The organism is Pararoseomonas baculiformis (assembly GCF_017813395.1).
GTDB classification, from domain to species: domain Bacteria; phylum Pseudomonadota; class Alphaproteobacteria; order Acetobacterales; family Acetobacteraceae; genus Roseomonas; species Roseomonas baculiformis.
Genome location: NZ_JAGIZB010000022.1, coordinates 46479 through 72148 on the forward strand (window position 1 = coordinate 46479; position 25670 = coordinate 72148).

A 25670-nucleotide genomic window follows, 5' to 3' on the forward strand; every position below is an offset into this window, starting at 1 on the left:
GCGGGCCTCAGCCCGCGTCGCTGGCCATCTGCCCCAGCTCCGCCGGCCCCTCCGCCTCGCGCTCCGTGGGGCTTTCGGCCCGAATCGGCGCCTTGAGGGCATCGATCACCAGGGGATCGAGCCCCTGGCCGCCGGCGGCCAAGTGGCGGTGCAGATCCTCAATCATCCGGCGGGTCCAGAAGGCGCGGATATGCTCGGCGATCCCGGCCCGCGCCTCCTCCGGCGGATAGGCGCGGAAGAAATCCGCCATCTGGTTCGCCATGCGGACCAGCTTCTCCGCCCCGCTCACAGCGCTGCCTCCCGCACGCGCTGCATGCCGTGGAAAACGGTCACCGTGTCCCGCCGCGCCACCGCGATGAGATTCATGTCCAGCGCCCGCGCCCGGTCCAAGGCCAATGCTGTGGGAGCGGAGATCGCCACCAGCGTCCGCGCGCCGATCGCGGCCGCCTTCTCCACCAACTCGAAGGAGCAGCGGCTGGTGACGATGACAAAGCCCGCCGAAGCCTGCACGCCATCCCGCATCAGGGCTCCGGCCAGCTTGTCCAGCGCATTGTGGCGGCCGACATCCTCCCGCACCGCCCGCAGGCTTCCATCCGCCCTTGCGAAGGCAGCGGCATGCACCGCGCGGGTTTCGTCATTCAGCGGCTGGGCCGCTTCCAACGCATCGAGGGCGCGGCGGATGGCGGCCAGGTCGATATCAGGGGCCGGTCCCTCGGGACGGACGGCCTGGGGCATCTGGTCCAGCTCCTCGATCCCGCAGAGACCGCAGCCCGTGCGCCCGGCGATGGAGCGGCGCCGCGCCAGATGCGCCGTCAACGCCGTGGGGGCCAGGCGGATCGCCAGCCGCAGCCCGCGCGGTTCCTCCTCCACCGCGACTTCGCGGATGCCGGCCGCATCGGCGACGATCCCCTCCGTCAGGCTGAAGCCAAAGGCAAAATCCTCGAGGTCGCGCGGCGTCAGCATCATCACGGCGAAGGGCACGGAGGAATAGACGAGGCTGACCGGCACCTCCTCCGGCACCGCGCGGATGGTGGGGCGGGCAGCGCCATCCACCCCCAGCACCAGCGCCTCGGCGGGCCGGCTACTCGGCGGCAGGGACATCGTGCCGCACGGCGATACGCTTCAGCATGGCCTCGCCCTCTTCGAACTCCGCCTGCCAGGCGGAGGGCTGGTTCGTGCGACGGACCTGCACGGCGGTGACCTTGTATTCCGGGCAGTTGGTCGCCCAGTCCGAATAATCGGTCGTCACCACATTCGCGCCGGTCACGGCATGGTGGAATGTGGTGTAGACCACGCCCGGCTGCATCCGCTCGCTGATCACGGCCCGCAGGCTGGTCTCGCCCGACCGGCTTTCCAGGGCCACCAGCTCCCCGTCCCGGATGCCGCGATGCTCGGCGTCGAAGGGGTGGATCTCCAGCACGTCCTCCTCATGCCAGCGGCTGTTCTCCGTCCGCCGGGTCTGCGCGCCGACATTGTACTGGGACAGGATGCGGCCCGTGGTCAGGATCAGCGGGAAGTTCACCCCGGTGCGCTCATCGGTCGGCACGAATTCCGTGACCATGAAGCGCCCCTTGCCGCGCACGAAGCGGTCCACATGCATCATCGGCGTGCCCAGCGGCGCCGCCTCGTTGCAGGGCCATTGAAGGGAGCCGACCTCCTCCAGCTTGGCATAGGACACGCCCGCGAAGCTTGGCGTCAGCCGCGCGATCTCATCCATGATATCCGCGGGATGGGCGTAGTCCATCGGGAAGCCCAGCGCGTTGGACAGCGCCATCGTCGCCTCCCAATCCGCCTTGCCGCCCAGCGGCGCCATCACCCGGCGCACGCGGTTGATGCGGCGCTCGGCATTGGTGAAGGTCCCGTCCTTCTCCAGGAAGGAGGAGCCGGGCAGGAAGACATGGGCGTATTTCGCCGTCTCGTTCAGGAACAGGTCCTGCACGATCACGCATTCCATCGCCCGCAGCCCGGCCGTGACATGCTTCGTGTCCGGATCGGATTGCGCGATGTCCTCGCCCTGGATGTAGATGCCCTTGAAGCGGCCGCCCACCGCCTCGTCCAGCATGTTCGGGATGCGCAGGCCGGGCTCGGGCGAGAGCGGCACGCCCCAGATAGCCTCGAACATCTCCCGCGTCGCATCGTCGGACACATGGCGGTAGCCGGAGAACTCATGCGGGAAGGAACCCATGTCGCAGGCCCCCTGCACGTTGTTCTGCCCGCGCAGGGGATTCACCCCCGCGCCGGGCCGGCCGATATTGCCGGTGGCCATCGCCAGGTTCGCCATGGCCATGACGGTGGTGGAGCCCTGGCTGTGCTCCGTGACCCCCAGCCCGTAATAGATTGCCGCCGCCCCGCCCGTGGCGTAGAGCCGCGCCGCCGCACGGATCTCCGCGGCCGGCACGCCCGTGATCCCCTCCACCGCCTCCGGGGAGTTTCCGTCGAGCGCGATGAAGCGTGCCCAGCTCTCGAACTCCGCCAGGTCGCAGCGCGCGCGGACATAATCCTCCGCCACCAGGCCTTCGGTCACCACCACATGCGCCAGCGCATTCACCAGCGCCACATTGGTGCCGGGCAGAAGCTGCAGATGGTGGTCGGCCCGGACATGCGGCGTCTTCACCAGGTCGATCCGCCGCGGGTCCGCCACGATCAGCCGCGCCCCATCCCGCAGCCGCCGCTTCATCCGGGAAGCAAAGACCGGATGCCCGTCCGTCGGGTTGGCCCCGATGACCAGGATCACATCCGCCTGCTCGACCGATGCGAAATCCTGCGTCCCGGCCGAGGTTCCCAAGGTCGTCTTCAGCCCGTAGCCGGTGGGGGAGTGGCAGACCCGGGCGCAGGTATCGACATTGTTGTTGCCGAAGGCCCCGCGGATCATCTTCTGGACAAGGAAGGTTTCCTCGTTCGTGCAGCGGGAGGAGGTGATGCCCCCGATCGCCTCCCGCCCATGTTCCGCCTGGATCCGCCGCAGTTCGGAAGCCGCGTGGCTGATCGCCTCCTCCCAGGATACCTCCCGCCAGGGATCGGTGATCCGCGCCCGGATCATCGGCTTCGTCTTGCGGTCGTGGTGCGTCGCATAGCCGAAGGCGAAGCGCCCCTTCACGCAGGAATGGCCCTCATTGGCCTTCCCGTCCTTGTACGGGACCATGCGAACAAGGGTGTCGCCCTTCATCTCCGCCTTGAAGGAGCAGCCCACGCCGCAATAGGCGCAGGTGGTAACCACCGAATGCTCCGGCGTGCCCAGCGCGATCACGGATTTCTCGTTCAGCGTCGCCGTCGGGCAGGCCTGCACGCAGGCGCCGCAGGAGACGCATTCGGAGGACATGAAATCCGTCCCGCCCGGCGAGACCTTCGATTCGAAGCCGCGCCCCTCCATGGTCAGGGCGAAGGTGCCCTGCACCTCCTCGCAGGCACGGATGCAGCGCGAGCAGGCGATGCATTTGGAAGCCTCGAAGGTGAAATACGGGTTGCTCTCATCCTTCGGCGCGTCGCGATGGCTGGCGCCGTCATGGCCGTAGCGCACCTCCCGCAGCCCGACCGCGCCCGCCATGTCCTGCAACTCGCAATCGCCATTGGCCGAGCAGGTCAGGCAGTCCAGCGGATGGTCCGAGATATACAGCTCCATCACCCCGCGCCGGCGCTTGGCGATGCTGTCGTTCTGCGTGTGCACCACCATCCCGTCCTCGGCCGGGGTGGTGCAGGAAGCCGGGAAGCCGCGCCGCCCCTCGATCTGCACGAGGCAGAGGCGGCAGGAGCCGAAGGGCTCCAGGCTGTCCGTCGCGCAGAGCTTCGGGATCCTGGTCCCCAGCGTCATCGCCGCCGCCATCACGGAGGTCCCGCGCGGCACGGCCACCGCATGGCCATCGATGGTGAGGGTGACGGTATCCTCGGCCAGCCGGATCGGCGTGCCGTAATCGGTTTCCTGGATCAGGGGCATGTCCGTCGCTCCCTCATTCCGCCGCCTGGGGCATGGCCCGGTGGGCGGCGTCGAAATCCTCGGGGAAATGCTTCAGCGCGCTGCCCACCGGCACGGGCGTCAGCCCGCCCATGGCGCAGAGCGAGGCATCCGTCATCAGCTCCAGCAGGTCATCCAGAACAACGCGGTTCCTCTCCGGCTGGATGCCGGCGGTGATGCGATCCACCACCTCCATCCCGCGCACGGCGCCGATCCGGCAGGGCGTGCATTTCCCGCAGCTTTCGCCCGCGCAGAACTCGAAGGCGAAGCGGGCCTGGCGGGCCAGGTCCACGCTGTCGTCGAACACCGTCACGCCACCATGGCCCAGCAGCCCGCCCGCGCGGGCGAAAGCCTCGTAGTCCAGCGGCGTGTCCAGCAGGGATTCCGGAAAATAGGCACCGAGCGGCCCGCCCACCTGCACGGCGCGGAAAGGGCGCCCCGTGGCGGTGCCGCCCGCCCAATCCTCGATGATGGCGCGCAGCGGAAGGCCAAAGGGCAGCTCCACCAGCCCGCCCCGGCGCACATTCCCCGCGATCTGCACCGCAAGTGTCCCCAGGGAGCGCCCCGTGCCGAACTCCGCATAGGCCTGCGCCCCATGCGCCATGATCCAGGGCATGGCGGCGAAGGAGAGCACGTTGTTCACCACGGTCGGCTTGCCGAACAGCCCCTCGATGGCCGGCAGCGGCGGCTTGGCGCGCACCACGCCCCGCTTGCCCTCCAGGCTGTTCAGCAGCGATGTCTCCTCGCCGCAGATATAGGCCCCGGCACCCATCCGCACTTCCAGGTCGAAGCGGCGGCCGGAGCCCTGGATATCCTCCCCCAGCCAGCCCGCGCGCCGTGCCGCGATGATCGCGGCCCGCATCGCCCTGATGGCATGGGGGTATTCCGAACGGGTGTAGATGAAGCCCTTCGTCGCCCCCACGGCGATGGCGGCGATCGCCATGCCCTCGATCAGGCAGAGGGGATCGCCCTCCATCAGCATCCGGTCGGCGAAGGTGCCGCTATCGCCCTCATCGGCATTGCAGACGATGTATTTCTGCTCTGCCTGGGCCAGCCGGACCGTGTTCCACTTGATCCCTGTCGGGAAACCCGCTCCGCCGCGCCCGCGCAGGCCGGAGAGCTTCACCTCGTCCACGATCGCCTCGCCCGACATGGCGAGGGCCCGCTCCAGCCCCGTGAAGCCGCCATGGGCACGGTAATCCTCCACCGAGGCGGGATCGACGATGCCGCAGCGGGCGAAGGTCAGGCGGATCTGCCCGGCGAACCAGGGATGCTCCTCCGGCCGGCCGATCCGCAGCGGATGCGCGCCACCCGCCAGCAGCCCCGCGTCGAAGAGGCCCGGCACATCCGCCGCCCGGACCGGCCCGTAGCCAATGCGCCCTTCCGGCGTTTCCACCTCCAGCAGCGGCTCCAGCCAGATGGCGCCGCGCGTGCCCGTGCGCACCACATCCAGCTCGGCGCCGCGCCGCGCTGCCTCGGCCGACAGCGCGCGCAGCGCCGCCTCGGCCCCAAGGGCAAGAGCGGCGGCGTCCTGGGGCAGGTAGATCCGGATCATGCCCGCCGCGCCTCCCGCGCCACCTCGTCCAGCGCCGCCTCATCCAGCCGCCCCAGCGGATCTCCATCCAGCAGCGCCGCCGGGGCGCAGGCGCAGAGGCCGAGGCAGAAGGCCGGTTCCACGGTCAGGCTGCCATCAGCGGTGGTGCCGCCCCAATCGATCGCGAGCCGCGTGAGCAGCCCGGCCGAGAGCCGGTCCACCCCCATGGCCTGGCAGGCTTCCGCCCGGCAGAGCTTCAGCACGTGACGCCCGGGCGGGGTGGCGCGGAAATCGTGATAGAACGTCACGACCCCATGCACCTCGGCGCGGGAGATGTTCAGCGCCTCCGCCACCATCGGCACGGCCTCGGGCGGGATGCAGCCGAATTCCTCCTGCAGGGCATGGAGGATGGGCAGGCAGGCACCATCCAGCCGGGAATGGGCGGCGATGACCTCAGCCGCCAGGGCGCCATCCCAACCCGGACTGGGCGCGGCGGAGTGGAGCGGGGCGGCTGGTGCGGACATGTTCTCCCTGCGATCGCGTTTTCTTCGTTTCGCCGGGCAGTCGCGCACCGGAAGCCGCTGAAATCAAGCAGGCGGTCCCGTCGGGTAATAGGAAAACCCGATCAAACCTCCTCGCGCGACTCCGAAATCCGAAGCGCCTCCGCCAGCAGGGCCGCGGTCAGGGGCGGGGTGGGGTCATGCAGCGGCACCACCAGCCCGATCCGGTACCCGGCATCCGGCGAAACCAGGGGCAGGGCATGCAGCCCGCCCGCCCCGCCCATGGTGGCGGCCACGCTCTCCGGCAGCACCGTCATCCAGTGCCCGCTGCGGACATGGGCGATCAGCGTGACGATGGAGTTGGACTCCACCGTCGCCTCCACCGCCACCCCGGCCTGCTGCAGGAGCTGGTCCATGATCCGGCGGTTCTGCATGTCCGGCGTCAGCAGGCAGAGTGGCTGGCCCGCCAGTTCCGCCCAGGCCACCGCATCCCGCCCACACCAGGGGGAGCCCGCCGGCACCACCAGCCGGTAACGCTCGGTGGCGAGGGGCACGCTGCGCACCCGGCCCAGCTTCTCGTTGCCGATATAGGTGATGCCCGCATCCGCCTCGAGATTCTCGATCATCTCCAGCACGGCGGCCGAGGTGCGGGAAAGAATGGTGAAGCGCATGCCCGGATGCCGGCGACGGCAGGCGAGGGTGAGGGCCGGCACCATGGCCAGCGCCGTCGGGATCACCGCCAGGCGCAGATGTCCCTGCAACCCGCCCCGCGCCACCTGCAGCTCCTGCCGCATGGCGCGCACGTCGCCCAGCAGGCGCCGACCCCATTCGACAACCTTCTCGCCCTCCGGCGTCAATCCCTGGAAACGCGAGGAACGATGGACCAGAAGCACGCCCAGCTCGGTTTCCAGCTGCTTGATCCCGGCGGAGAGCGTGGGCTGCGCCACGCCGCAGGCCTCCGCCGCCCGGCGAAAGTTCCGTTCCCGCGCCAGGGCCAGCAGGAAGCCGAGCTTGTCGATCATTCCCCCTCCTGGCCCCCAGGGCAGGGCGGGCTCAAGCGTCGCGCCCCGCCACCACGCGCCCCACGCAGGGATTGCCGCCCAGCCAGTAGCACAGCTCGGCCGGCGCCTCGATCCGGTAGAGGGCCAGGTCGCAGCGCATTCCCGGCGCCAGCATGCCGCGATCCTCCAGCCCCAGCGCGGCCGCTGCGTGGCGCGTCACGCCCAGCAGCGCCTCCTCCACCGTCAGCCGATAGAGGGTGCAGGCCATGTTCAGCATCAGCAGCAGGGAGCGCGCGGGGGAGGAACCCGGATTCATGTCGGTCGCCACCGCCATCCGCAGGCCCGCCGCGCGCATGGCGGCGATATCCGGGTGCCGCTCCTCCCGGATGAAGTAGGTGGCGCCCGGCAGCAGCACCGCCACCGTGCCCGCCGCCGCCATGGCCGCCAGCCCCGCCGCCGAGGCATGTTCCAAGTGATCTGCCGAAAGCGCTCCGAAACGCGCCGCCAGCGCCGCCCCGCCCAGGTCGCTCAGCTGGTCCGCATGCAGCTTCACCGGCAGGCCCTGGGCACGCGCCGCCTCGAAGACGGCGGCCGTCTCGTCCGGCGTGAAGGCGATGCGCTCGCAGAAGGCATCCACCGCGTCCACCAGCCCTTCGGCGGCCAGCGGCGCGATCATCCCCGCCACCAGCGCCGCATATTCTCCCTGCCGCCCCCTGAATTCCGGCGGCACGGCATGGGCGCCGAGAAAGCTCGCCTGCACGGAAACGGCGCGCTCCGCCGCCAGCGCCCGCGCCGCGCGCAGCATCCGCCGCTCCGCCTCAAATTCCAGCCCATAGCCGGACTTCACCTCGATGGTGGTCACGCCCTCCGCCAGCAGCCCGTCCAGCCGGGGCAGGGCGGCGGCCAGCAGCGCATCCTCATCCGCCGCGCGCGTGGCGCGCACGGTGGAAAGAATGCCGCCACCCTCGCGCGCGATCTCCTCATAGGTGGCACCGGCGAGGCGCCGCTCGAACTCGCCCGCGCGGTTTCCACCGAAGACGAGATGCGTGTGGCAATCCACCAACCCGGGCAGGATCCAGGCCCCGCCGCAATCCGTCACGGGCGCATCATGCGCGGGCAGCGCCGCACGCGGCCCGATCCAGGCGATGCGCCCGTCCCGCACCGCCAGCGCCCCGTCCCGCACCACGCCCAGCCCATCCTGCATGGTGCAGAGATGGGCATTCACCCAGACGCGGTCGAACTCAGGCATCGGAGAGCACGGCGAAGCGCCCTTCCGCGATCAACCCCGAAACCGCCGCGATATCCGGCGCCATGTAGCGGTCCATGTCCCAGGCCGCCGCCACGCCGCGCACCAGCGCATGGGCGGCTTCCAGCGGCAGGGACGAGCGCAGCGGCCGGTGGAACTCGATCGCCTGGGCCGCCGCCAGCAACTCGATGGCCAGGATGTCCCGGAGATTGTTCGCCATGGGCACCAGCCGCAGCGCGGCGCCCGTGGCCATGCTCACATGGTCCTCCTGGTTCGCCGAGGTCGGCAGGCTGTCCACGCTGCGCGGATGGGCAAGCGCCTTCTGCTCGCTCGCCAGCGCCGCCGCCGTCACCTGCGCGATCATGAAGCCCGAGTTCAGCCCGCCTTCCCGTACGAGAAAGGCGGGCAGGCCGGAAAGCGCCGGGTCGGTCAACAGCGCCATCCGCCGCTCGGACAGTGCGCCGATCTCCGCCAGCGCCAGCGCGATATGGTCGGCCGCGAAGGCCACCGGCTCCGCATGGAAGTTCCCGCCGGAGAGCACCTCGCCTTCCGCCGTCACCAGCGGGTTGTCCGTCACCGCATTCGCCTCGCGCTCCAGCACCGCGGCGGCATGGTCCAGCGCGTCCAGGCAGGCGCCCATCACCTGGGGCTGGCAGCGGATGGAATAGGGGTCCTGCACGCGCGGATCGTTCTCGCGATGGCTCTCGCGGATCTGGCTTCCGGCCATCAGGCCGCGCAACGCCGCCGCGGCACGGATCTGCCCGGGCTGGCCGCGCAGCGCATGGATGCGCGCGTCGAAGGGCGTGTCGGAACCGCGCACGCCCTCCGTGCTCATCGCCCCGGCCACCAGCGCCGTCGCGAACAGATCCCGCGCCTGGAACAGCCCTACGAGCGCGATGGCCGTGGACACCTGCGTGCCGTTCAGCAGCGCCAGCCCTTCCTTCGGACCGAGCGGGAGGGGCGAGAGCCCGACTTGCGCCAGCGCCTCCGCGCCGCTGACGGCGCGCCCCCCGATGCTGGCCTCGCCCTCGCCGATCAGCACCATGGACAGATGCGCCAGCGGTGCCAGGTCGCCCGAGGCACCCACGGAGCCGCGCGCCGGGATCACCGGCAGCACATCGGCCTCCAGCAGGCGCAGCAGCGCCTCCACCGTTTCCTCCCGCACCGCGGATGCCCCGCGCGAGAGCGAGAGCGCCTTCAGCGCCAGCACCAGCCGCACCACCGGCCGGGGCAGGGGCTCGCCCACGCCCGAGGCATGGCTGCGGATCAGGTTCAGCTGCAGCTGCACCAGCGCATCCGGGGCGATGCGCGTGCCCGCCAGCTTCCCGAAGCCGGTGTTCACGCCATACATCACCTCGCCGGCCCGCAACCGCGCCGCCAGGGCCGAATGACTCGCCCGAACCGCCTCGCGCCAGCCCTCGTCGAGCCGGAGGGAGGCACCGCCCATCACCGCCCGCAGCTCCGCGAGGGTGGCGCCGCCAGGGGTGGTCATGACTTCACCATCGGCAGGTCGAGGCCCATCTTCCGTGCCCATTCCTTCGCCATGTCATAACCCGCATCGGCATGGCGCATCACGCCGGTGGCGGGATCGTTCCACAGGACCCGCTTCAGCCGCCGCGCCGCATCGGGCGTGCCATCGGCCACGATCACCATGCCCGCATGCTGCGAATAGCCCATGCCCACACCGCCACCATGATGCAGGGATACCCAGGTGGCGCCCGAGGCCGTGTTCAGCAGCGCGTTCAGCAGCGGCCAGTCCGAAACGGCGTCGGACCCGTCCATCATCGCCTCCGTCTCCCGGTTGGGAGAGGCGACGGAGCCGGAATCCAGGTGGTCGCGCCCGATCACCACCGGCCCGATCTCACCACGCGCCACCATCTCGTTGAAGGCGAGGCCGAGGCGGTGCCGGTCGCCCAGCCCCACCCAGCAGATGCGCGCCGGCAGGCCCTGGAAGGCGATGCGCCGCTGCGCCATGTCCAGCCAGCGATGCAGGTGCGGGTCTTCGATCAGTTCCCGCACCTTCGCGTCGGTCCTGCGGATATCCTCCGGATCGCCGCTCAGCGCCGCCCAGCGGAAGGGCCCGATGCCCCTGCAGAAAAGCGGGCGGATATAGGCCGGCACGAAGCCCGGGAAGTCGAAGGCGTTCCCCAGCCCCTCATCCTTCGCCATCTGCCGGATGTTGTTGCCGTAATCCAGCACCACCGAGCCTATGCGCTGGAAATCCAGCATGGCCTGCACATGTGCCACCATGCTGCGCTTCGCGGCGGCGGCCACGGCCTTCGGATCGCTCTCGCGCTTTGCCGCCCATTCCTCCAGCGTCCAGCCCGCGGGCAGGTAGCCGTTGGCGGGGTCATGCGCGCTGGTCTGGTCCGTCACGATATCCGGCACCACGCCGCGCCGCACCAGTTCCGGGAAGACATCCGCCGCATTGCCCAGCAGCCCGATGCTGATCGCACGCTTCTCGGTGCAGGCCGTGCCGATCATGGCCAGCGCCTCGTCCAGGCTCGCCGTGCGGTGGTCCAGGTAGCGCGTCTCGATCCGCTTCTCGATCCGGCTCGGCTGGCATTCCACCGCCAGCACGCAGGCACCGGCGAACACGCCGGCCAGCGGCTGCGCCCCACCCATGCCGCCCAGACCGCCCGTCAGGATCCAGCGGCCCGAGAGATCGCCGCCGAAATGCTGCCGCCCGGCCTCCGCGAAGGTTTCGTAGGTGCCCTGCACGATCCCCTGGGATCCAATGTAGATCCAGGATCCCGCGGTCATCTGGCCGTACATCATCAGCCCCGCGCGATCGAGCTCGTTGAACTTCTCCCAGTTCGCCCAGGCCGGCACGAGATTGGAATTGGCGATCAGCACGCGCGGCGCATCCGCATAGGTCTCGAACACGCCCACCGGCTTGCCGGACTGCACCAGCAAGGTCTGCGTGTCCTCCAGCCGCCGCAGCACGTCGCAGATCATCTCGTAGCTGCGCCAGTCCCGCGCCGCGCGCCCGATGCCACCATAGACGACGAGGGCGCCGGGATCCTCCGCCACCTCGTCATCCAGGTTGTTCATCAGCATCCGCAGCGGCGCTTCCGTCACCCAGTGCTTGGCTGACAGGGTGAGGCCGCGCGGCGCCCGGATGGCGGGCGCGTTGCGGAGGCGAAGATTCTCGCTCATCGGATCCTCAGAAGGGGAAGTGGCCACCGGGGCCGTCCTGCATCCGGTAGCGTCCGGAAAGCTCGAAGCGGCTGGCGGGCTGGGTGAGGCGGGAAAAGGTGGTGGCCTCGCCACGGCGGAAGGTGCGGCGGCGGATCACCAGGCAGGGATCGCGCGGCCCCACTTGCAGCAGGCGCGCGACCGGGGCGGGGGGCAGGATGGCCGTGACGGCCTGCTCCATCTCCGTCACCTCGCCCACCTCGCGCAGGAAGTCGTAGGTGGTGCGGCCGGCATAGTCCTGCTCCGTGTAGCCGGGCGCATAGCCCGGGCGGATGAAGCGTTCCTCCACCTGGATCGGCAAGGCATCGCCCTTGTGCAGCACGATGGAGGAGGGCACGCGGCCGCCGCGCGGCAGGCCCAGCGCATCCGCCGCCTCCTCGGTCAGGGATGCCATCCCCAGGTCCAGCACCTCGCAGGACCATTCCATCCCGCGCGCCCGGATTTCCTCCGCGATGCTCTCGATGCTCACCAGCCCCGTGCGCGGCTTGCTGGCATCCGTCAGCGGGGCCACGAAGGTGCCGACGCCCGGCACCTTCCGCAGCCGCCCCTCGCGCGCCAGTTCGGCGAAGGCGCGGTTCACGGTGATGCGGGACACGCCGAGCATCGGCCCCAGCTCGTTCTCGCTGGGAATGCGCGCATGGACAGCCCATTCGCCCGCGGCGATGCGCGACAGCACGTAATCCTTCACGGCCTCGTAGCGCGGCTTCGGCGCGCTGCCATCGGGCATGGCGCTCATCCCGCCACCGCGAGAGTCTTGCGGTAGCCGAAGGCCTTGTCGAAGCGGTTCAGAATGTGCTGGCCCGCCGTGATCGGCGCGCAGCGCGCCTTTCCCTCCGGCGTGCCGAGGTCGCGCGGGTCGATCGTCGCGCCGAAATCGGGGGCGTGGAACGTCGCGGTATAGCGCGGAACGAAAATCCCCTCCGGCAGATCCAGGCTCACCGCCACGGCGCTCAGCAAATGCCTGCCGAGCAGGAACATGCCGTCGTCATAGGCGGCCACTTGCGGCAGGGCATCTGCCGAGCCGCTGCCCAAGGGGCCTGCGCCGGGCGACACGGCATTCAGCCCGGACACATCGATCTCGGGGAGAGAGCCCGTTTCCGCCATGCGCTTCGCCTCCGGCCGGGCAGTGGGCAGGGATGCACCTTCATCCGCCTGGGCCGGGATGGTTGCTCCCATAACCTGTCATGTCAAGTTCGGAATGCCAGGGGGAAGCGCAACGGCATGGCCCACTCGTCCAGGACGCCGGCGGGCCTCCGGCCGGCTTCGCCCTGCTCGGCGCCGCCAAGAACCCGCCGGGCGAGATGCATCCGGTGGTGGGGCCGAAGCCGGGTGCGTGATCCCACCTTCACCCCGGGCACGCGGGCGCTAGCATGGCCGAAGCCCAAGGACTGTCCCCGATGAATCGTCGCGCCCTTCTCTCCCTCGGCGCCCTCGCGCCCCTGGCAGCCCAAACCCAGGCCCAGGCCCAGCCCCGCTGGTCCCCGGATGCCCCGGTGCGGCTGATCGTGCCCTTCGCGCCGGGCGGCTCGCAGGACGTGCTGGGCCGGCTGCTGGCCCAGGCGGCGGGGCCGATCCTCGGCCAGACCGTGGTGGTGGAGAACCGCGCCGGGGCCGGGGGCGTGCTGGGGGCCGAGGCGGTGGCGCGCGCGGCGCCGGACGGGCTGACCATTCTTCTCGCCACTGCGGGGCAGCTCACCATCGCCCGCGCCGTCGGGCGGCGCCTCCCCTATGATCCCCTCGCGGATTTCGCGCCCGTCCTCCACCTCAGCGACAGCCCCGTGGCGCTGCTGGCCGCGCCGCAGCTCAACCTGGCGGACACGCAGGCCCTGCTGGGCATGGCGCGCAACGCCGCCCAGCCCATGCCCTATGCCTCCACCGGCATCGGCACCAACACGCATCTCATCATGGAAGACCTGAAGGCGCGGGAGCGGCTGAACATCGAGCATGTGCCCTATCGCGGCGCGGCGGCGGCCTTCAACGACCTTGCTGCCGGGCGCATCGCGCTGATGTTTGTCTCCGTCCCCTCGGTGCTGGCCGCCACCGGGGCGCAGTTCAAGCTGCTGGGCGTCACCTCGCGGGAGCGCTTCCCCGCCATCCCGGAGGTGCCGACGCTGATCGAGGCCGGGGTGAAGGATTTCGAGGCCAGCATCTGGACCGGCCTTTCCGCGCCCAGGGGAACCCCGGCGCCCATCGTTGACCGGCTGGCGGAAGCCTTCCGCGCCGCCATGGCCACCGACCTCGTCCGTACCCGCCTCGGCGGCCTCGGGGTGACGCCGAACGGCGACGGCAGCGCCGCCTTCGCCTCGCTGCTGCGGGACGACCTGGAGCGCTGGACCCGCGTGGCCGCCCCGCTCGACATACGGCTGGACTAGGAGCCGCCGCGGAGCGCCCGGTTCAGCGGGCCACCCCCTGGGGCCCGCAGCCGTCGATCAGTTCCCCGGCCGCGGCCACCACCGCCTCCGCCAGGATGGCCCGCAGCGCGGCGCCATCCTCCGGCCGGGCATGGGCCAGGACCGCGACGACCCGCGCGACCTCCTCGGACGCCGCCCGGAGATAGGCCACCGGATCGGCCGCTTTCCGCGCGCCTTCCTTCAGCGAGATGCGAACCGAGTTCAGCACGGTCTGCCGCAACATCTCGTCGCTCCCGGCCGCAGCCACCCCGCGGCCCGCGCCTGCCGCGTCCCCGCTCCCTGGGGAATCGGGAATGCTCGCCATGGCTCTCGTCTTCTCCTCCTGCTTAGCGTCCCGAAGCGGGGCACAGCCGGAGCATGGGCCCTGCCGCGGCGGGCCGACAGCCCGGTCGTGCCAATGGCGGTGATCGGCGCTGGCTATGCCTTCCGTCCCAGGCCTTCCCGCAGCGCCTCCTCCAGCCCGGCCGGATCCAGCTGGCGCAACAGCGGATTGGCGCGGAGGTCGCGGCCCCAGAGCGTCTCCAGCGCCGTGACCACCGCCTCCGTCACCGGCATGGGGATCCCCCGGCCGCGCGCCAGCCAGAGATAGAAGGCCAGCCCATAGGGCACATCCTCCGTGACATAGCGGGTCTCCATGGCGGCAGGCCCCGTCACCGCGCCGCGGGAGGCCGCAATGGCCGCCGCCATCTCGTGCAGCGGGCCCATCGGCACGCCATTCGCCCGGTGCAGCGATTCATCCAGCCCGAGAACCGCGATGCCGAAGGATCCGGCCAGGGCGGCCCGCTCGGCCGATAGCCGTTCCATCATCCGGCAGGCGGCAGGGGTCATCAGCCCGTATTGCGGCCATTCCTCCGCCTTCTCGATGCGCGTGACATTGGTGAGCGCGAGGACCGCATGGATGATGGGATTGGCATTCGCCAGCCCCGCATGGAGCGCATGGGGCGCCAGCGGGCAGGCATGGCCGAAGAGCGCGGTGGCGAGCGCGCCCATCTCCCCCGCGGAAGCGGCAGGGATGGCGGCCATGTCCACCGCCGCCCGTACCGCCGCCACGCGCACCCGGCCGGGCGAGAGGCGGCGGGCCGTGACCGGCGTGGTCGCCATGGCGCCGATCGGCGCGCGCGCCGCGGGCGCCCCGCGCGCCGCCAGCAGCGCATCCAGCGCCAGGGGTGAGAGCGAGGCGGCCGGCGCGATCAGCAGAGGAAGCCCGGGCGGGAGCACCGCCGCGATTCGCGGCAGCACCGAGGGAAAGGCATAGGCCGGCACGGCGAGCAGCGCGGCATCGGCGCCACGGAAGGCATCCGCCAGATCGGGCGCGGTGCGGAGCGGGATATCCCCCGCCACCGCCCCCTCCGCCTCGATGGAGGTGCCGATCCCCGCGGTGCCCGCGCCCGAGGGCGACCAGAGCGTCACCTCATGCCCGCGCGAGGCCGCAAGCGCCGCTGCCGCGGGCCCCACCGCCCCGGCTCCCAGCACGCTCAGGCGCATCCGAACCCATCCTTTCCCGGTCGGGCGTGATGTTCACGCCATCGCGCCCCACGGCAAGGGGAGGGGGCATTTCCAAGCTGGCCCCGATCCTGCCTAAGCTTCTGCCAGCATCTCCCGGGAGCCCCGAGCATGACCATCACCCGCCGCAGCGCCCTGCTTCTTCCCGCCGCGATCGGCGCGGCCCCGGCCGCGCAGGCCCAGACAGCGTCCCCCTCAGCGTCCCCCTCAGCGGCCCCCTCCGCCGCGCCTTCCGCGCCGGCCGCGGCGCCCGCCGCCAATGGCCCCTGGCCCAACCGCACCGTGCGGATCATCGTGCCCGCGCCCGGTGGCGGCGGCACGGCGGATACGCTGGCCCGCGTCTTCGCGCAGGAGATGGAGAAGCGTGTCGGCCAGCGCGTGATCATCGACAACCGCGGCGGCGCGAATGGCAATATCGGCGCGCTGGCGGGCGCGCGCTCGGCGCCGGATGGCTACACCATCCTCTGGTCCTGGGCCGGCACGCTGGCCACGGGCCCCGCGCTCTACAAGGACCTGCCTTTCGACCCCGAGAAGGATTTCGAGCCGGTGGCCCTCATCGGCAATGTCCCGAACGTGCTCGTGGTGAACAAGGAGCTGCCGATCCGCAACCTAGCGGAGTTCGGCGCCTATGCGCGGGCCAACCCGAACGCCATCAATTTCGGCTCCACCGGCAACGGGTCCTCGATGCATCTGGCGGGCGAGCTCTACAAGTCGCTCACCGGCACGCAGATGATCCATGTGCCCTACACCTCGCCGGCGGCGGGGGTGACGGACCTTCTCTCCGGCCGCATCCAGGCGATGTTCAACCTCATCACCGGCGTCGCGGGGCAGGTGCGCGCGGGCGCCGTCACGCCCATCGCCGTGCTCGACACCCAGCGCTCCCCCCAGCTGCCGGACGTGCCCACCACGGCGGAGCTCGGCATGCCGGGCCTTGTCTTCGGCACCTGGTTCGGCCTGTTCCTGCCCAAGGGGGCGGACCCCGCCCTCCTGCGCCAGCTCAACACGTTGGCCAACGAGATCCTGAACGACCCCGAGGCGAAGGCCCGTTTCGAGCAGCAGGGCATGGCGACCCTCGGCGGTCCGCCGGAGCGCCTCGCCACCTTCCTGCATGAGGAGATCCAGCGGCACGCGGCGCTGGTGCGGCAATCCGGGGCGCGGAACGACTGAGGCGGAGGGGCCGGAAGCCTTGGCCCGTCTCGCCCGTTCATCCTTCCGGAATGAGGGATAGGAGAGATCCAATGTCGGGGATCCTGCGCGGGGCCGGCTTCGTCCCGGTCCTGCTCCTCGCGGCCTGTGCCCAGGGCGGTTTCGGGCAGGGCGGTTATGGGCAGGGCGGGCCGGGACCGGGCGTGGCGGTGGCCGGCGGCACGGCGGCGGACCGAGCCTATGCCTGCCAGATGCGCGGCGCGCTGGCCGAGGACCGCGTCTATGGCCCCTTCGGCAAGCTGGACATCGACAGCGCCCTGGTCCGGAACGAGGTGACGGAGGCCTGCCTGACCGGCACGGTACAGGCGGGAACGCTGCCAACCCCATACAAATCTGCCTGGCCCTGAGGCTGGCGGCCGCCCAGCCCTGCCATGTGGGGCCGGGGCCATCCCTCTCGGAGAGACAGGATCCATGGAGATCAGGCGCGCCGGCTCGCAGCCCTCGGGCAAGGGGCCGGCGGATTGGTTCACCGGCGCCGTGCGGATCGATCCGCTGTTCAGCCCGCCCGATCCGGCGCGGGTGGCCGGCGCGCTGGTCACCTTCGAACCGGGCGCGCGCACGGCCTGGCACACCCATCCTCTCGGGCAGACCCTGGTGGTGACCGCCGGGTTGGGCTGGGTGCAGCGCGCGGGCGGGCCGGTCGAGGAAATCCGGCCGGGCGACGTGGTTTGGTTCCCGCCCGGCGAGAAGCACTGGCACGGCGCCACGCCGGACACGGCGATGAGCCACATCGCCATCCAGGAGAAGCTCAACGGCTCCCCGGTGGACTGGATGGAGCATGTCACCGAGGAGGAGTACCGGGCGGCCCCGTGAGCGCCGCCCGATCCTCCGCCGGTCAGCCGGCCGGCGGCTCGGATTCGCCCAGGGACTGCATCAGCCGGTTTGCATTGGCGAACATGGCGATGGAGTGGATGAGGTCCAGCAGCTCCAGGTCATCCATGCCGGCGGCGCGCAGCGGGGCGATGTCGGCGGCGGTGACGGCGCCGGGGGTCAGCGTCAGCTTCTCGCTGAAATCCGCAATGGCGCGGCGGCGTGGGTCGGTTTCCACCCCGTGGCCCTCGTCCAGCACGCGCTGCATCGCCTCGTGCTGCTTCGACAGGTCGGCGAAGCGCCGGGCATGGACGGAGGTGCAGTAGACGCAGCCATTCGCCATGGAGACGATGGCGGTGGAGAACTCGCGATCCGCGCGCGGCAGGCCGCGCGGCGCGTACATCACCGTGTTGAACAGCGCCCCGCGCTCGCCCAGCGAGGCCGGATCATTCGCGAGGGTGAGGAAATAGGTGGAGCGGCGCTGCGCGGGCGGGCAGGCCTCCAGCGCGGCCAGCTGGGCCGGGGTGGCGGTCTCGGCCTCCACGGGTGGGATGCGCGGCGTCCAGCCCACCTCCTCCATGGTGAAGCGGCTCATGCGGCGGACTCCTGCATCATGGCCCGAAGGCCCGCGATCACCCGGACCTGATAGGGAACGAAGGAGACGAGCTGCGTGATCGCCACGATGTCGCGCGGCGTCAGCCCCATGGCGGAGAGCGCGTCGATCGTCGCCTGCGTCACGTCGTCCGGGCGAGTGGCAACCACGTCGGCGTAGCGCAGCAGCGCGGCGAGGCGGCCTTCCATCGGCGCGCCGCTCAGGTCCTCGGCCAGCATGATGGCCTCCTGCGCCCCGGCCCGCTCCAGCAGGGATCGGAAATGCGATGCCAGGGGCGCGTCTCCCTCGCGCAGCGCGGTGCGCAGCGCCAGCGCGGCGCGATCCGCGTGGGAGATGTTGCCGGGGTCCTCCGGCATCAGCAGCTCCCGGTAGGCGCCCTGGGCATGCTTCAGCGCCTCGGGGCGGCGGCGGCGAAGCTCATGCAGCGGCGATCCGGGCTGGATGCCCAGGATCCTCTCGATCAGGTCGTCCCCGTTCATGCCGTCAGCTCCCTTTCCGGCCATTCGTCGCCCAGCAGCTCGGGCGTGTCATAGGCCTGCAGCCGCGCGAAATGCGTCTCGCGGTCCTCCACGAAGAGGGACCGCGCGATGCCCTGCGCCAGGCGCCGCGCCCCGGCCGAGATGGCGGGGATGTCGCCGGTCAGCTTCCCGTGGGTCAGCGTCGCCGGATAGTTGAAGGCGTGGATCTTCGCCAGGGCGGGGCAGGCGCCCGGCACCTTCTCCTGGAAGGCGAAATCGGGCGCGAGATCGGGGGAGGAGGACAGTTCCTCGCTCTCCTGCCCCGGCTCGGGCGTGAAGCGGTCCCGCCAGAGGCGGACATGCGGCGCGATGAGCGCCAGTTCCGGCCGCTCCTCCAGCGCCACCTTGAAGCCGGTGCCCCAGATCAGGAAATCCAGCACGAACGCGCCGCGCGGCGTGGTGACGAGGACTGCGCCGTCCTCCTCCCGCACATCCGTCACGGGGCTGCCGAGATGCAGATGGGCGTGCGGGTGGCGGGAGACGCGCATGGTGCTGTCCCGCGGCGGCGGCGTCTGCGCGCTGTTGGCATAGTGCTGGAAGCGCCATTTCCACTCGTCCGGCAGGCCGGCGAAGCCATGCACCACGCCCTGGCTGCCGATCCCGGTGAACTTGTTCACGCGCGGCAGCTCGCGGCGGCGGACGAACATGTGCAGCCGCGCGCAGCCGGCCTCCAGCGCCGTGGCGGCATTGTCCATGGCCGATGCGCCCGCGCCGACCACGCCCACGCGCCGGCCGCGCAGGGCGGCGAAGTCGATCTCCTCGCGCGAATGGGCCCAGAAGCGGCGATCGAGTTTGTGCGCCATGCCAGGCACGAATTCGCGGCCCAGCCCGTCGCGCCCGCTGGCCAGCACCAGGCGGCGGCAGAGGATCTCCGGCCCGTCCCGCATCTCCAGCGCGATCAGCCCGTCATCCCGCGGACGGACGAGGGAGACCTCGGCGCCGTTCCGCACGGGCACCGCCATCACGCGGCGATACCAGTTGAGGTAGTCCATCCACTGGCCGCGCGGGATCTTGCCCAGCGCCTCCCAGGCCGCCGCGCCGTGCTGCGCCTCGAAGAAGGCGCGGAAGGTGAGGGCTGGCAGTCCCAGCGCGGGGCCGGCGAGGGTTTTCGGGGAGCGCAGCGTCTCCATCCGGGCATAGGTGATCCAGGGGCCTTCCTGCCCCGGCGCGGCACGGTCCAGCACGCGCAACCGGTCGATCCCGTCCAGCCGCAGCGCGGCGGCGGCGGCCAGTCCGGCCATGCCGGCACCGATGATGGCCACATCGGCCACGGCGCGCCCGCCTGGCGCGACCGTCTCCGGCACCCAGGGCTTCGAGGGCAGCTCAAGCCATTCCAGGTCCTGCCGGAGCCGCGCCTCCAGCGCCGCCAGCCCTGTCGCACCCATTCCGTCCATCACCGCCTGTCCATCACGGCAGAGCCTGCATGCGCCGTTCCACCATTCCCCGCCAGGGCGCGCCTTCGGGGGCCGAGGCCAGCAGCGCCGCCCAGGTTGCGCGGGCCACCGAGGGTCGGCCAGCCTGCGCCTCGGCAAGGCCGGACAGGAAGCGCAGCCCCACATGATCCGGCGCGCGGGGCAGGACCTCCGCCAGGAAGGCCGATGCCTCCTCCACCAGCCCGGCCTCCAGCAGCACCTGCGCGCGCTGGGCGGCGATATCCGCCTCGAAGCCGGTCTTCAGCACCTCGGCATAGGCGGCGGCGGATTCCGCGGCGCGCCCCCGGTTCCGCTCGGCCTCGGCCAGCAGCAGCCAGCCCTGGCGCGCGGCTGGGTTGCCGGCGGGCAGGGCCGCGAGCCGCGCCCGAAGCTGCGCCAGCAGCGCCTCGTCCCGCTGCGCCACCTCCTGGCGCGCGGTGAAGGTGGCGGAAGGCATGCCGGGCAGGCCGTTCAGGAAATAGAGCGCGAAGGCCAGGACGGGCACCGCCAGCAGTCCCGCCACCACCGGGCCGCGCCCGCCCATCCGGGCCGGCGCGGCATCGGGAACGGCCAGCAGGCGCCGCTGCACCTCCAGCCGGGCGGCGGCATGGGCGGCCTCGTCCAGCCGGCCCATCTCCCGGTCCCGCTCCAGCTCCGCCAACTGCGCGCGATACAGCGCCCGGTCCGCCGCGCCCCGGTCCGTCACCGGCGCCGGGCGCCATGCCACCAGGGCCAGCGGCAGCAGCGCCGCCAGTGCCAGGATAGCAGCGAGAAGCCAGGTCACGGCTCTTTCTCCAGCGCCGCCAGCCGGGCGCGCTCCTCATCCGTCAGCGGGGTGGGGCCGCCGCGTGTCGCCAGGCGCCGCCGCATCCGCAGCAGCACCAGCGCGCCGAGCCCCAGCAGGACGGCCGGCAGGGCCCAGAGCGGCGCCGTCACCCAGTTGAAGGGCGGGCGCAGCAGGACGAAATCGCCGTAGCGGGCATGCACGTAGTCCCGCACGGCGGTGTTCGAATCGCCCTCCGCCACGCGTTCCCGCACCAGCCGGCGGAGATCGCGCGCCAGGTCGGCCTCGCTGTCCTCGATGGACTGGTTCTGGCAGACCATGCAGCGCAGCTCACGCCCGATCGCCTGGGCCCGGGCCTCCGCCGCCGGGTCCGGCAGCATCTCGGAGGGGCGGCCCACGGCCAGGGCGAGCGAGGGCGCCAGCAGCAGCGCGAAAAGCAGGGCTCTCACGCGTGGCGCCTCAGCAGCGGGTCCAGCTCGGCCGAGAGCGTGTCGGGCATCATCGGCCCGGCCCAGCGCCAGCGGATGATCCCCTGCCTGTCCAGAAGATAGGTTTCCGGCACGCCATACAGCCCGTACTCGATCCCGGCCCGCCCTTCCGCATCCGCGGCCAGGGCCTGGAAGGGATTGCCATGCCGCACCAGGAAGCGCGCCGCATCGGCCGGCTTGTCCTTGTAGTTGATGCCCAGGATCCGCACGCCGCGCCGCTGCAGGGCGACGAGCTGCGGGTGCTCCACCACGCAGGGCACGCACCAGGAGGCCCAGAAATTCACGAGAACGGGCATGCCGGGCGAGGCCAGCATCTCCGGCGCGATCGTGGGGAGCTCGATGCCCTCCACGGGCGGCAGGGCCATGCGCGGCGCGGGCTTGCCGAGCAGGGCGGAGGGCACGCCGCGCGGGTCATAGGACCCGTCCCGCATGCCGCGCAGCATGGCCCAGAAGCCGACCCCGCCCGCCGCTGCCAGCCCCAGCGGCGCCCAGAGGATCGCGCGGCGGGAGAGGGGGGACTTCGCCTCGCTCATGCGCGCGCCGCCTCCGCGGCCCGGCGTGCCGGGGCGCCCACCCGTGCGCGGCGGTCGGTCAGGGAAAGCCCGGCGCCCAGCGCCATCACCGCGCCGCCCAGCCAGATCCAGGGGGCGAGCGGGTTGTGGTGCAGGCGCAGCGTGGCGCGGCCATTCTCCTCCTCGCCCATCACGGCATAGAGGTCGGAGGCCCAGGTGGTGTGGATGGCGGCCTCCGTCGTGCTCTGGCGCGCCAGCGGGAAGTTGCGCTTCTCCGGCTCCAGCACCGTCACCGGCGCGCCGTCGCGGGTCACGGTCACGGTGGCGCGGCGGCTGGTCCAGTTCGGGCCGGTCACGTCGCGCACGCCATCCAGCCGCCATTCATAACCGGCGAGGGAGATCGTCTCGCCCGGTTGCACGGCCGCCAGCCGCTCCGTCGCCAGCCCCATCCCGGCCATGCCGAGAAGGCTGATGCCGAATCCCGCATGGGCCACGGCCCCGCCCCAGGTCGCGCGTGGCAGGCCCCGGGCGCGGGAGAGGGCGGCGCGAGGGCGGGAGAAGAGCGCGGTGCGCTCCGCGATGTCCGCCACGGCGCCGAGGACGAGCCAGAGCGCCGCGCCGAAGCCCAGCGCCGGCAGCACCGGATGGCCCTGCACCAGCCACACCAGCGCGACGGCCGCGAGCGAGGCCAGGGCCACCCACCAGAGCCGCTGCAGCACCGGCCAGGGCTTGGCGCGCTTCCAGGCCATCAGCGGCCCCGCCGCCATGGCGAGGACCAGCGGCAATGCCAGCGGGAAGACGGTGGCCTGGTAGAAGGGCGGGCCGACCGAGATCTTCGCCTTCAGCATCAGGTCCGCGAACATCGGATAGAGCGTTCCCGCCAGCACCACCGCCGCGATGGTGCAGAGGAGAAGGTTGTTCAGCACCAGCGCCCCTTCGCGCGAGATCGGGGCGAAAACCCCGGTGGGGGCAAGGGCCGGCGCGCGCCAGGCGAAGAGGGCGAAGGCGCCGCCCATCGTCAGCAGCAGCAGGGCGAGGATGAAGACGCCGCGCTCCGGATCATTGGCGAAGGCGTGGACGGAGTTCAGCACCCCCGAGCGCACGAGGAAGGTGCCGAGCAGGGACATGGAGAAGGCGAGGATGGCCAGCAGCACCGACCAGGTCTTCAGCGCGTCCCGCTTCTCCACCACGATGGCCGAGTGCAGCAGCGCCGCGCCCGCGAGCCAGGGCAGCAGCGAGGCATTCTCCACCGGGTCCCAGAACCAGTAGCCGCCCCAGCCCAGCTCGTAATAGGCCCACCAGGAGCCGAGGGCGATGCCGAGGGTGAGGAAGGCCCAGGATGCCAGCGCCCAGGGCCGCACCCAGCGCCCCCAGGCCGCGTCCACGCGCCCCTCGATCAGCGCCGCGATGGCGAAGGCGAAGGTCACGGCCGTGCCGACATAGCCGAGGTAGAGAAGCGGCGGGTGGAAGGCGAGGCCGGGATCCTGCAGCACGGGATTCAGCCCCTGGCCGTCGGCGGCGGGCGGCCAGACCCGCAGGAAGGGGTTGGAGGTGGCCAGGATGAAGGCGAGGAACCCCGCGCCGATCATGCCGAGCACCGCGAGCACCCGCGCCCGCAGCGCGCCGGGCAGGTTGCGCCCGAAGGCCGAGACCGCCGCGCCGCAGAGCGCCAGGATCAGCACCCAGAGCACCATGGAACCCTCATGGTTCCCCCAGGCGCCGGCCAGCTTGTAGAGCATGGGCTTCGCCGAATGGCTGTTCTGCACGACATTGGAGACGGTCGTGTCGTTCACGGCGAAGGACCAGAGCAGGGCGCTGAAGGCCGCCCCGACGGCGATCAGCACGCCGAGGGCGAGGCCCGGCCCCGATGCCATCAGCCGCCCATCGCGGCGCTGCGCACCCAGCAGCGGAAGCACCGCCTGGGCCAGCGAGAGCGCCAGCGCCAGGGCAAGGGCAAAATGCCCGAGTTCAGGAATCATCCGCCGGTCCGGGGCTGCATCGTGTTCCAGCCCGAGGCGGGCGGCGCCGCGCCCTGCTCGGGGTTCCAGTGGCCGCTGCGCTCCAGCGCGTCCTTCACCTCGGGCGGCATGTAGGTCTCGTCATGCCGCGCCAGCACCTCGCTGGCGGTGAAATGGCCGTCCGGGCCCAGCCGGCCCAGCGTGACCACGCCCTGGCCCTCACGGAACAGGTCCGGCAGCACGCCGCGATAGGTCACGCTGATGGTGTGGGCGCCATCGGTCACGCGGAAGCGGGCCTCGGCGCCGTCCCGCACCACGCTCCCGGCCTCCACCAGCCCGCCCAGGCGAAAGGCGCGGCCATCTGGCGCGGCCATGGCGGCGATGTCGGAGGGGGAACGGAAGAAGACGAGGTTGTCCCGGAAGGCGGTCAGCGCCAGGGCGGCCGCCGCGCCGAGCCCGAGCCCGCAGAGGAGCAGGACCCAGAGCCGCCGCCTGCGGCGGGACGCCGCCAGACCCATTCCGCCCCGCTTCGGGTTCGCCACCGCGCCGCTCATCGGGCCCGCTCCAGTTCCTGCAGGCGGCGGGCGGCGGCGCGATGCCGCCAGGCGGCGCCCAGCGCCAGCCCGCCGAAGCCGATCCCGGCCAGCATCCAGGCCGCGACCACATGGATCCAATGGGCGCTCATGCCGGCACCGCCTCCGAGGCGGGCGCGCGGTCCGCTTCCCGCGCGCGCGCCAGTTCCAGGGCTTGCACCCGCCGCTCCATCACCGCCGCCCGGACCCGCGCCAGCACCAGCGTGCCGAAGAGCAGGGAGAAGCCGATGGCGCAGGCCAGCAGCGGGCCAAGCATGGAGATGTGCATGGATGGCCCGGCCATGCGGGCCACGCTGGCGGGCTGGTGCAGCGTGTTCCACCAGTCCACCGAGAATTTCACGATGGGCAGGTTCACCACCCCGACCAGGGCGAGGATGGCGCCCACCCGCGCGCCGCGCTCCTCATCCTCGAAGGCGCGGGTGATGGCGGCATGGCCGACCCAGAGGAAGAAGAGGACGAGCACCGAGGTCATCCGCGCATCCCAGGCCCACCAAGTGCCCCACATCGGCCGGCCCCAGAGGCTGCCCGTGGCGAGGCAGAGCGCCGTGACCACGGCGCCCACCGGGGAGATCTCCCGCGCCGCCAGATCCGCCAGCGGGTGCTTCCAGACCAGCGCCAGCACCGAGGCGAGGGCGAGCCCCGCATATCCGCCCATCGCCAGCCAGGCCATGGGGACATGCACATACATGATCCGCACCGTCTCGCCCTGCTGCCAATCGGCCGGGGAGAGGAACAGCGCCCAGGCGACCGCCGGCAGCAGCACGGCCAGGGACAGGCCCCAGAGCCAGGGCATGAGCCGCGCCGTGGCACGCAGGAAGCGGCCGGGATTGGCGAAGCGGTGCAGAAGGGGCGCGGCGGTGGTCAGGGCAGGGCGTCCGGGCGGTGCTCAGGGCATGGTTCAGCCACCCCGGGAGCCGGGATGGGCGCAGGGGGTTTAGCGCGCCGGCGCCCGCGCTGGAATTGATGCAGCGCAAGGCGGGCCCGCATGGCGCCAGATGGGGGCGTTTCCTTCCCGCCCCAAGATGTGATCCTCCGTGTCGGGCCATGTTGCGGTGCCGATGATGCGATGCAGCAAGGAATGCCCCGGGGTGCTTGACGCCGCCCCCGCCCGGTTCTTTGCTCCCGCCCGGCCGGAACTGTTTTCGTCCTGAAAACAAGAAGCTGGCGAAGAACGATGAGGAATCGCCATGGCCCAGCAGGACCCCGTCTCCACCAGCCTGTCCGATGGGTTGCTGCTGGTCACCATTTCGAACCCGCCTGTGAATGCGTTGAGTTCTGGTGTTCGCGTTGGGTTGTTGCGGGCTGTGGAGCTGGCCGGGGCTGATGCTTCGGTGCGGGCGGTGGTGATCGGGTCGGAGGGCCGGACCTTCATTGCGGGGGCGGACATCAGCGAGTTCGGCAAGCCGCCTGTCCCGCCTGGCCTGTCGGAGGTGA

General features: G+C 71.5%; 29 protein-coding genes. 6 read left to right on the forward strand and 23 right to left on the reverse strand.

Annotation, left to right across the window (positions count from 1 at the left end):
• Positions 1-7: 7 nt before the first annotated feature.
• From J8J14_RS19240 to J8J14_RS19290, 11 genes are all read right to left on the reverse strand, one after another.
• A complete protein-coding gene (locus J8J14_RS19240) occupies positions 8-289 on the reverse strand; it encodes a formate dehydrogenase subunit delta (protein WP_342452490.1) in 282 nt (93 codons plus the stop codon).
• A complete protein-coding gene (gene fdhD / locus J8J14_RS19245) occupies positions 286-1101 on the reverse strand; it encodes a formate dehydrogenase accessory sulfurtransferase FdhD (RefSeq protein ID WP_209381172.1) in 816 nt (271 codons plus the stop codon). The genes J8J14_RS19240 and fdhD overlap by 4 nt, the downstream gene beginning before the upstream one ends.
• Positions 1082-3931, reverse strand: coding sequence for a formate dehydrogenase subunit alpha (fdhF, locus tag J8J14_RS19250; protein ID WP_209381173.1), 2850 nt, complete (start codon positions 3929-3931; stop codon positions 1082-1084). The genes fdhD and fdhF overlap by 20 nt, the downstream gene beginning before the upstream one ends.
• A gap of 13 nt (positions 3932-3944) precedes the next feature.
• A complete protein-coding gene (locus J8J14_RS19255; protein ID WP_209381174.1) occupies positions 3945-5504 on the reverse strand; it encodes a formate dehydrogenase beta subunit in 1560 nt (519 codons plus the stop codon).
• The gene (locus tag J8J14_RS19260) at positions 5501-6007 is read right to left on the reverse strand and encodes a formate dehydrogenase subunit gamma (RefSeq protein ID WP_209381175.1); all 507 of its coding nucleotides are present in this window, start codon (positions 6005-6007) and stop codon (positions 5501-5503) included. The genes J8J14_RS19255 and J8J14_RS19260 overlap by 4 nt, the downstream gene beginning before the upstream one ends.
• A gap of 101 nt (positions 6008-6108) precedes the next feature.
• Positions 6109-7005, reverse strand: coding sequence for a LysR family transcriptional regulator (locus tag J8J14_RS19265; protein WP_209381176.1), 897 nt, complete (start codon positions 7003-7005; stop codon positions 6109-6111).
• A gap of 31 nt (positions 7006-7036) precedes the next feature.
• On the reverse strand, positions 7037-8233 hold the full coding sequence (hutI, locus tag J8J14_RS19270; protein ID WP_209381178.1) for an imidazolonepropionase: 1197 nt from the start codon (positions 8231-8233) through the stop codon (positions 7037-7039).
• On the reverse strand, positions 8226-9722 hold the full coding sequence (gene hutH / locus J8J14_RS19275; protein ID WP_209381179.1) for a histidine ammonia-lyase: 1497 nt from the start codon (positions 9720-9722) through the stop codon (positions 8226-8228). The genes hutI and hutH overlap by 8 nt, the downstream gene beginning before the upstream one ends.
• A complete protein-coding gene (gene hutU / locus J8J14_RS19280) occupies positions 9719-11389 on the reverse strand; it encodes a urocanate hydratase (RefSeq protein WP_209381181.1) in 1671 nt (556 codons plus the stop codon). The genes hutH and hutU overlap by 4 nt, the downstream gene beginning before the upstream one ends.
• A 7-nt stretch (positions 11390-11396) precedes the next feature.
• Entirely contained in the window at positions 11397-12155 is a 759-nt protein-coding gene (locus tag J8J14_RS19285; protein WP_209381182.1) for a UTRA domain-containing protein, read from the reverse strand.
• A 5-nt stretch (positions 12156-12160) separates the two neighbouring features.
• Positions 12161-12532 (reverse strand): hypothetical protein, encoded by a 372-nt coding sequence (locus tag J8J14_RS19290; protein ID WP_209381183.1) that lies wholly within the window; start codon positions 12530-12532, stop codon positions 12161-12163.
• Between the two features lie 80 nt (positions 12533-12612).
• On the opposite strand from J8J14_RS19290, the gene J8J14_RS19295 reads away from it, so the two are divergent.
• Positions 12613-12765: a hypothetical protein gene (locus tag J8J14_RS19295; protein WP_209381185.1), complete on the forward strand. Its 153-nt coding sequence runs from the start codon at positions 12613-12615 to the stop codon at positions 12763-12765.
• 60 nt (positions 12766-12825) lie between these two features.
• Positions 12826-13800 carry a Bug family tripartite tricarboxylate transporter substrate binding protein gene (locus tag J8J14_RS19300; RefSeq protein WP_209381186.1) on the forward strand — a complete coding sequence of 325 codons (975 nt, stop codon included), beginning with the start codon at positions 12826-12828 and terminating at the stop codon, positions 13798-13800.
• A 22-nt stretch (positions 13801-13822) separates the two neighbouring features.
• Here the strand turns inward: J8J14_RS19300 and J8J14_RS19305 are convergent, their stop codons facing one another.
• Together J8J14_RS19305 and J8J14_RS19310 are read right to left on the reverse strand one after the other, a co-directional pair.
• On the reverse strand, positions 13823-14143 hold the full coding sequence (locus J8J14_RS19305; RefSeq protein ID WP_209381187.1) for a hypothetical protein: 321 nt from the start codon (positions 14141-14143) through the stop codon (positions 13823-13825).
• Positions 14144-14256: 113 nt separating this feature from the next.
• Positions 14257-15324, reverse strand: coding sequence for an NAD/NADP-dependent octopine/nopaline dehydrogenase family protein (locus tag J8J14_RS19310; RefSeq protein WP_209381188.1), 1068 nt, complete (start codon positions 15322-15324; stop codon positions 14257-14259).
• Positions 15325-15453: 129 nt separating this feature from the next.
• Here J8J14_RS19310 and J8J14_RS19315 point away from each other — a divergent pair, with 129 nt between their 5' ends.
• The 3 genes from J8J14_RS19315 to J8J14_RS19325 all read left to right on the forward strand — a co-directional run bounded on the left by J8J14_RS19315 (position 15454) and on the right by J8J14_RS19325 (position 17361).
• A complete protein-coding gene (locus J8J14_RS19315) occupies positions 15454-16509 on the forward strand; it encodes a Bug family tripartite tricarboxylate transporter substrate binding protein (RefSeq protein WP_209381189.1) in 1056 nt (351 codons plus the stop codon).
• Positions 16510-16580: 71 nt separating this feature from the next.
• Entirely contained in the window at positions 16581-16895 is a 315-nt protein-coding gene (locus tag J8J14_RS19320; RefSeq protein ID WP_209381190.1) for a hypothetical protein, read from the forward strand.
• Positions 16896-16959: 64 nt separating this feature from the next.
• The gene (locus tag J8J14_RS19325) at positions 16960-17361 is read left to right on the forward strand and encodes a (R)-mandelonitrile lyase (protein ID WP_209381191.1); all 402 of its coding nucleotides are present in this window, start codon (positions 16960-16962) and stop codon (positions 17359-17361) included.
• Positions 17362-17383: 22 nt separating this feature from the next.
• Here the strand turns inward: J8J14_RS19325 and J8J14_RS19330 are convergent, their stop codons facing one another.
• From J8J14_RS19330 to J8J14_RS19370, 10 genes are read right to left on the reverse strand one after another with little or no spacing between them, the layout of a single operon-like run.
• A complete protein-coding gene (locus J8J14_RS19330; RefSeq protein ID WP_209381192.1) occupies positions 17384-17953 on the reverse strand; it encodes a peroxidase-related enzyme in 570 nt (189 codons plus the stop codon).
• Positions 17950-18450 carry a CMD domain protein gene (locus J8J14_RS19335; protein ID WP_209381193.1) on the reverse strand — a complete coding sequence of 167 codons (501 nt, stop codon included), beginning with the start codon at positions 18448-18450 and terminating at the stop codon, positions 17950-17952. The genes J8J14_RS19330 and J8J14_RS19335 overlap by 4 nt, the downstream gene beginning before the upstream one ends.
• Complete coding sequence (locus J8J14_RS19340; RefSeq protein ID WP_245215972.1) at positions 18447-19883, reverse strand: NAD(P)-binding domain-containing protein; 1437 nt, start codon at positions 19881-19883, stop codon at positions 18447-18449. Before J8J14_RS19340 ends, J8J14_RS19335 begins: the two co-directional genes overlap by 4 nt.
• Before the next feature lie 13 nt (positions 19884-19896).
• Entirely contained in the window at positions 19897-20685 is a 789-nt protein-coding gene (ccmI, locus tag J8J14_RS19345) for a c-type cytochrome biogenesis protein CcmI (protein ID WP_209381194.1), read from the reverse strand.
• Positions 20682-21134, reverse strand: a complete 453-nt coding sequence (locus J8J14_RS19350) for a cytochrome c-type biogenesis protein (RefSeq protein WP_209381195.1) — start codon at positions 21132-21134, stop codon at positions 20682-20684. The genes ccmI and J8J14_RS19350 overlap by 4 nt, the downstream gene beginning before the upstream one ends.
• Positions 21131-21706 carry a DsbE family thiol:disulfide interchange protein gene (locus tag J8J14_RS19355; RefSeq protein ID WP_209381196.1) on the reverse strand — a complete coding sequence of 192 codons (576 nt, stop codon included), beginning with the start codon at positions 21704-21706 and terminating at the stop codon, positions 21131-21133. The genes J8J14_RS19350 and J8J14_RS19355 overlap by 4 nt, the downstream gene beginning before the upstream one ends.
• Positions 21703-23664 carry a heme lyase CcmF/NrfE family subunit gene (locus tag J8J14_RS19360; RefSeq protein ID WP_209381197.1) on the reverse strand — a complete coding sequence of 654 codons (1962 nt, stop codon included), beginning with the start codon at positions 23662-23664 and terminating at the stop codon, positions 21703-21705. Before J8J14_RS19360 ends, J8J14_RS19355 begins: the two co-directional genes overlap by 4 nt.
• Positions 23661-24161, reverse strand: a complete 501-nt coding sequence (ccmE, locus tag J8J14_RS19365) for a cytochrome c maturation protein CcmE (RefSeq protein WP_209381202.1) — start codon at positions 24159-24161, stop codon at positions 23661-23663. The genes J8J14_RS19360 and ccmE overlap by 4 nt, the downstream gene beginning before the upstream one ends.
• Before the next feature lie 32 nt (positions 24162-24193).
• Positions 24194-24328 (reverse strand): hypothetical protein, encoded by a 135-nt coding sequence (locus J8J14_RS25515; protein WP_280842991.1) that lies wholly within the window; start codon positions 24326-24328, stop codon positions 24194-24196.
• On the reverse strand, positions 24325-25101 hold the full coding sequence (locus J8J14_RS19370; protein WP_245215980.1) for a heme ABC transporter permease: 777 nt from the start codon (positions 25099-25101) through the stop codon (positions 24325-24327). Before J8J14_RS19370 ends, J8J14_RS25515 begins: the two co-directional genes overlap by 4 nt.
• Before the next feature lie 322 nt (positions 25102-25423).
• On the opposite strand from J8J14_RS19370, the gene J8J14_RS19375 reads away from it, so the two are divergent.
• Positions 25424-25670: enoyl-CoA hydratase-related protein (locus J8J14_RS19375; protein WP_245215973.1), on the forward strand; the 247-nt coding region annotated here is incomplete at its 3' end.

Bases quoted from the DNA above. Each gene is read 5' to 3' on its own strand.
- fdhD (WP_209381172.1), bottom strand. From the start codon at position 1,101: ATGTCCCTGCCGCCGAGTAGCCGGCCCGCCGAGGCGCTGGTGCTGGGG.
- fdhF (WP_209381173.1), bottom strand. From the start codon at position 3,931: ATGCCCCTGATCCAGGAAACCGATTACGGCACGCCGATCCGGCTGGCC.
- J8J14_RS19255 (WP_209381174.1), bottom strand. From the start codon at position 5,504: ATGATCCGGATCTACCTGCCCCAGGACGCCGCCGCTCTTGCCCTTGGG.
- J8J14_RS19260 (WP_209381175.1), bottom strand. From the start codon at position 6,007: ATGTCCGCACCAGCCGCCCCGCTCCACTCCGCCGCGCCCAGTCCGGGT.
- J8J14_RS19265 (WP_209381176.1), bottom strand. From the start codon at position 7,005: ATGATCGACAAGCTCGGCTTCCTGCTGGCCCTGGCGCGGGAACGGAAC.
- hutI (WP_209381178.1), bottom strand. From the start codon at position 8,233: ATGCCTGAGTTCGACCGCGTCTGGGTGAATGCCCATCTCTGCACCATG.
- hutH (WP_209381179.1), bottom strand. From the start codon at position 9,722: ATGACCACCCCTGGCGGCGCCACCCTCGCGGAGCTGCGGGCGGTGATG.
- hutU (WP_209381181.1), bottom strand. From the start codon at position 11,389: ATGAGCGAGAATCTTCGCCTCCGCAACGCGCCCGCCATCCGGGCGCCG.
- J8J14_RS19285 (WP_209381182.1), bottom strand. From the start codon at position 12,155: ATGCCCGATGGCAGCGCGCCGAAGCCGCGCTACGAGGCCGTGAAGGAT.
- J8J14_RS19290 (WP_209381183.1), bottom strand. From the start codon at position 12,532: ATGGCGGAAACGGGCTCTCTCCCCGAGATCGATGTGTCCGGGCTGAAT.
- J8J14_RS19295 (WP_209381185.1), top strand. From the start codon at position 12,613: ATGTCAAGTTCGGAATGCCAGGGGGAAGCGCAACGGCATGGCCCACTC.
- J8J14_RS19300 (WP_209381186.1), top strand. From the start codon at position 12,826: ATGAATCGTCGCGCCCTTCTCTCCCTCGGCGCCCTCGCGCCCCTGGCA.
- J8J14_RS19305 (WP_209381187.1), bottom strand. From the start codon at position 14,143: ATGGCGAGCATTCCCGATTCCCCAGGGAGCGGGGACGCGGCAGGCGCG.
- J8J14_RS19310 (WP_209381188.1), bottom strand. From the start codon at position 15,324: ATGCGCCTGAGCGTGCTGGGAGCCGGGGCGGTGGGGCCCGCGGCAGCG.
- J8J14_RS19315 (WP_209381189.1), top strand. From the start codon at position 15,454: ATGACCATCACCCGCCGCAGCGCCCTGCTTCTTCCCGCCGCGATCGGC.
- J8J14_RS19320 (WP_209381190.1), top strand. From the start codon at position 16,581: ATGTCGGGGATCCTGCGCGGGGCCGGCTTCGTCCCGGTCCTGCTCCTC.
- J8J14_RS19325 (WP_209381191.1), top strand. From the start codon at position 16,960: ATGGAGATCAGGCGCGCCGGCTCGCAGCCCTCGGGCAAGGGGCCGGCG.
- J8J14_RS19330 (WP_209381192.1), bottom strand. From the start codon at position 17,953: ATGAGCCGCTTCACCATGGAGGAGGTGGGCTGGACGCCGCGCATCCCA.
- J8J14_RS19335 (WP_209381193.1), bottom strand. From the start codon at position 18,450: ATGAACGGGGACGACCTGATCGAGAGGATCCTGGGCATCCAGCCCGGA.
- J8J14_RS19340 (WP_245215972.1), bottom strand. From the start codon at position 19,883: ATGGACGGAATGGGTGCGACAGGGCTGGCGGCGCTGGAGGCGCGGCTC.
- J8J14_RS19355 (WP_209381196.1), bottom strand. From the start codon at position 21,706: ATGAGCGAGGCGAAGTCCCCCCTCTCCCGCCGCGCGATCCTCTGGGCG.
- J8J14_RS19360 (WP_209381197.1), bottom strand. From the start codon at position 23,664: ATGATTCCTGAACTCGGGCATTTTGCCCTTGCCCTGGCGCTGGCGCTC.
- ccmE (WP_209381202.1), bottom strand. From the start codon at position 24,161: ATGGGTCTGGCGGCGTCCCGCCGCAGGCGGCGGCTCTGGGTCCTGCTC.
- J8J14_RS25515 (WP_280842991.1), bottom strand. From the start codon at position 24,328: ATGAGCGCCCATTGGATCCATGTGGTCGCGGCCTGGATGCTGGCCGGG.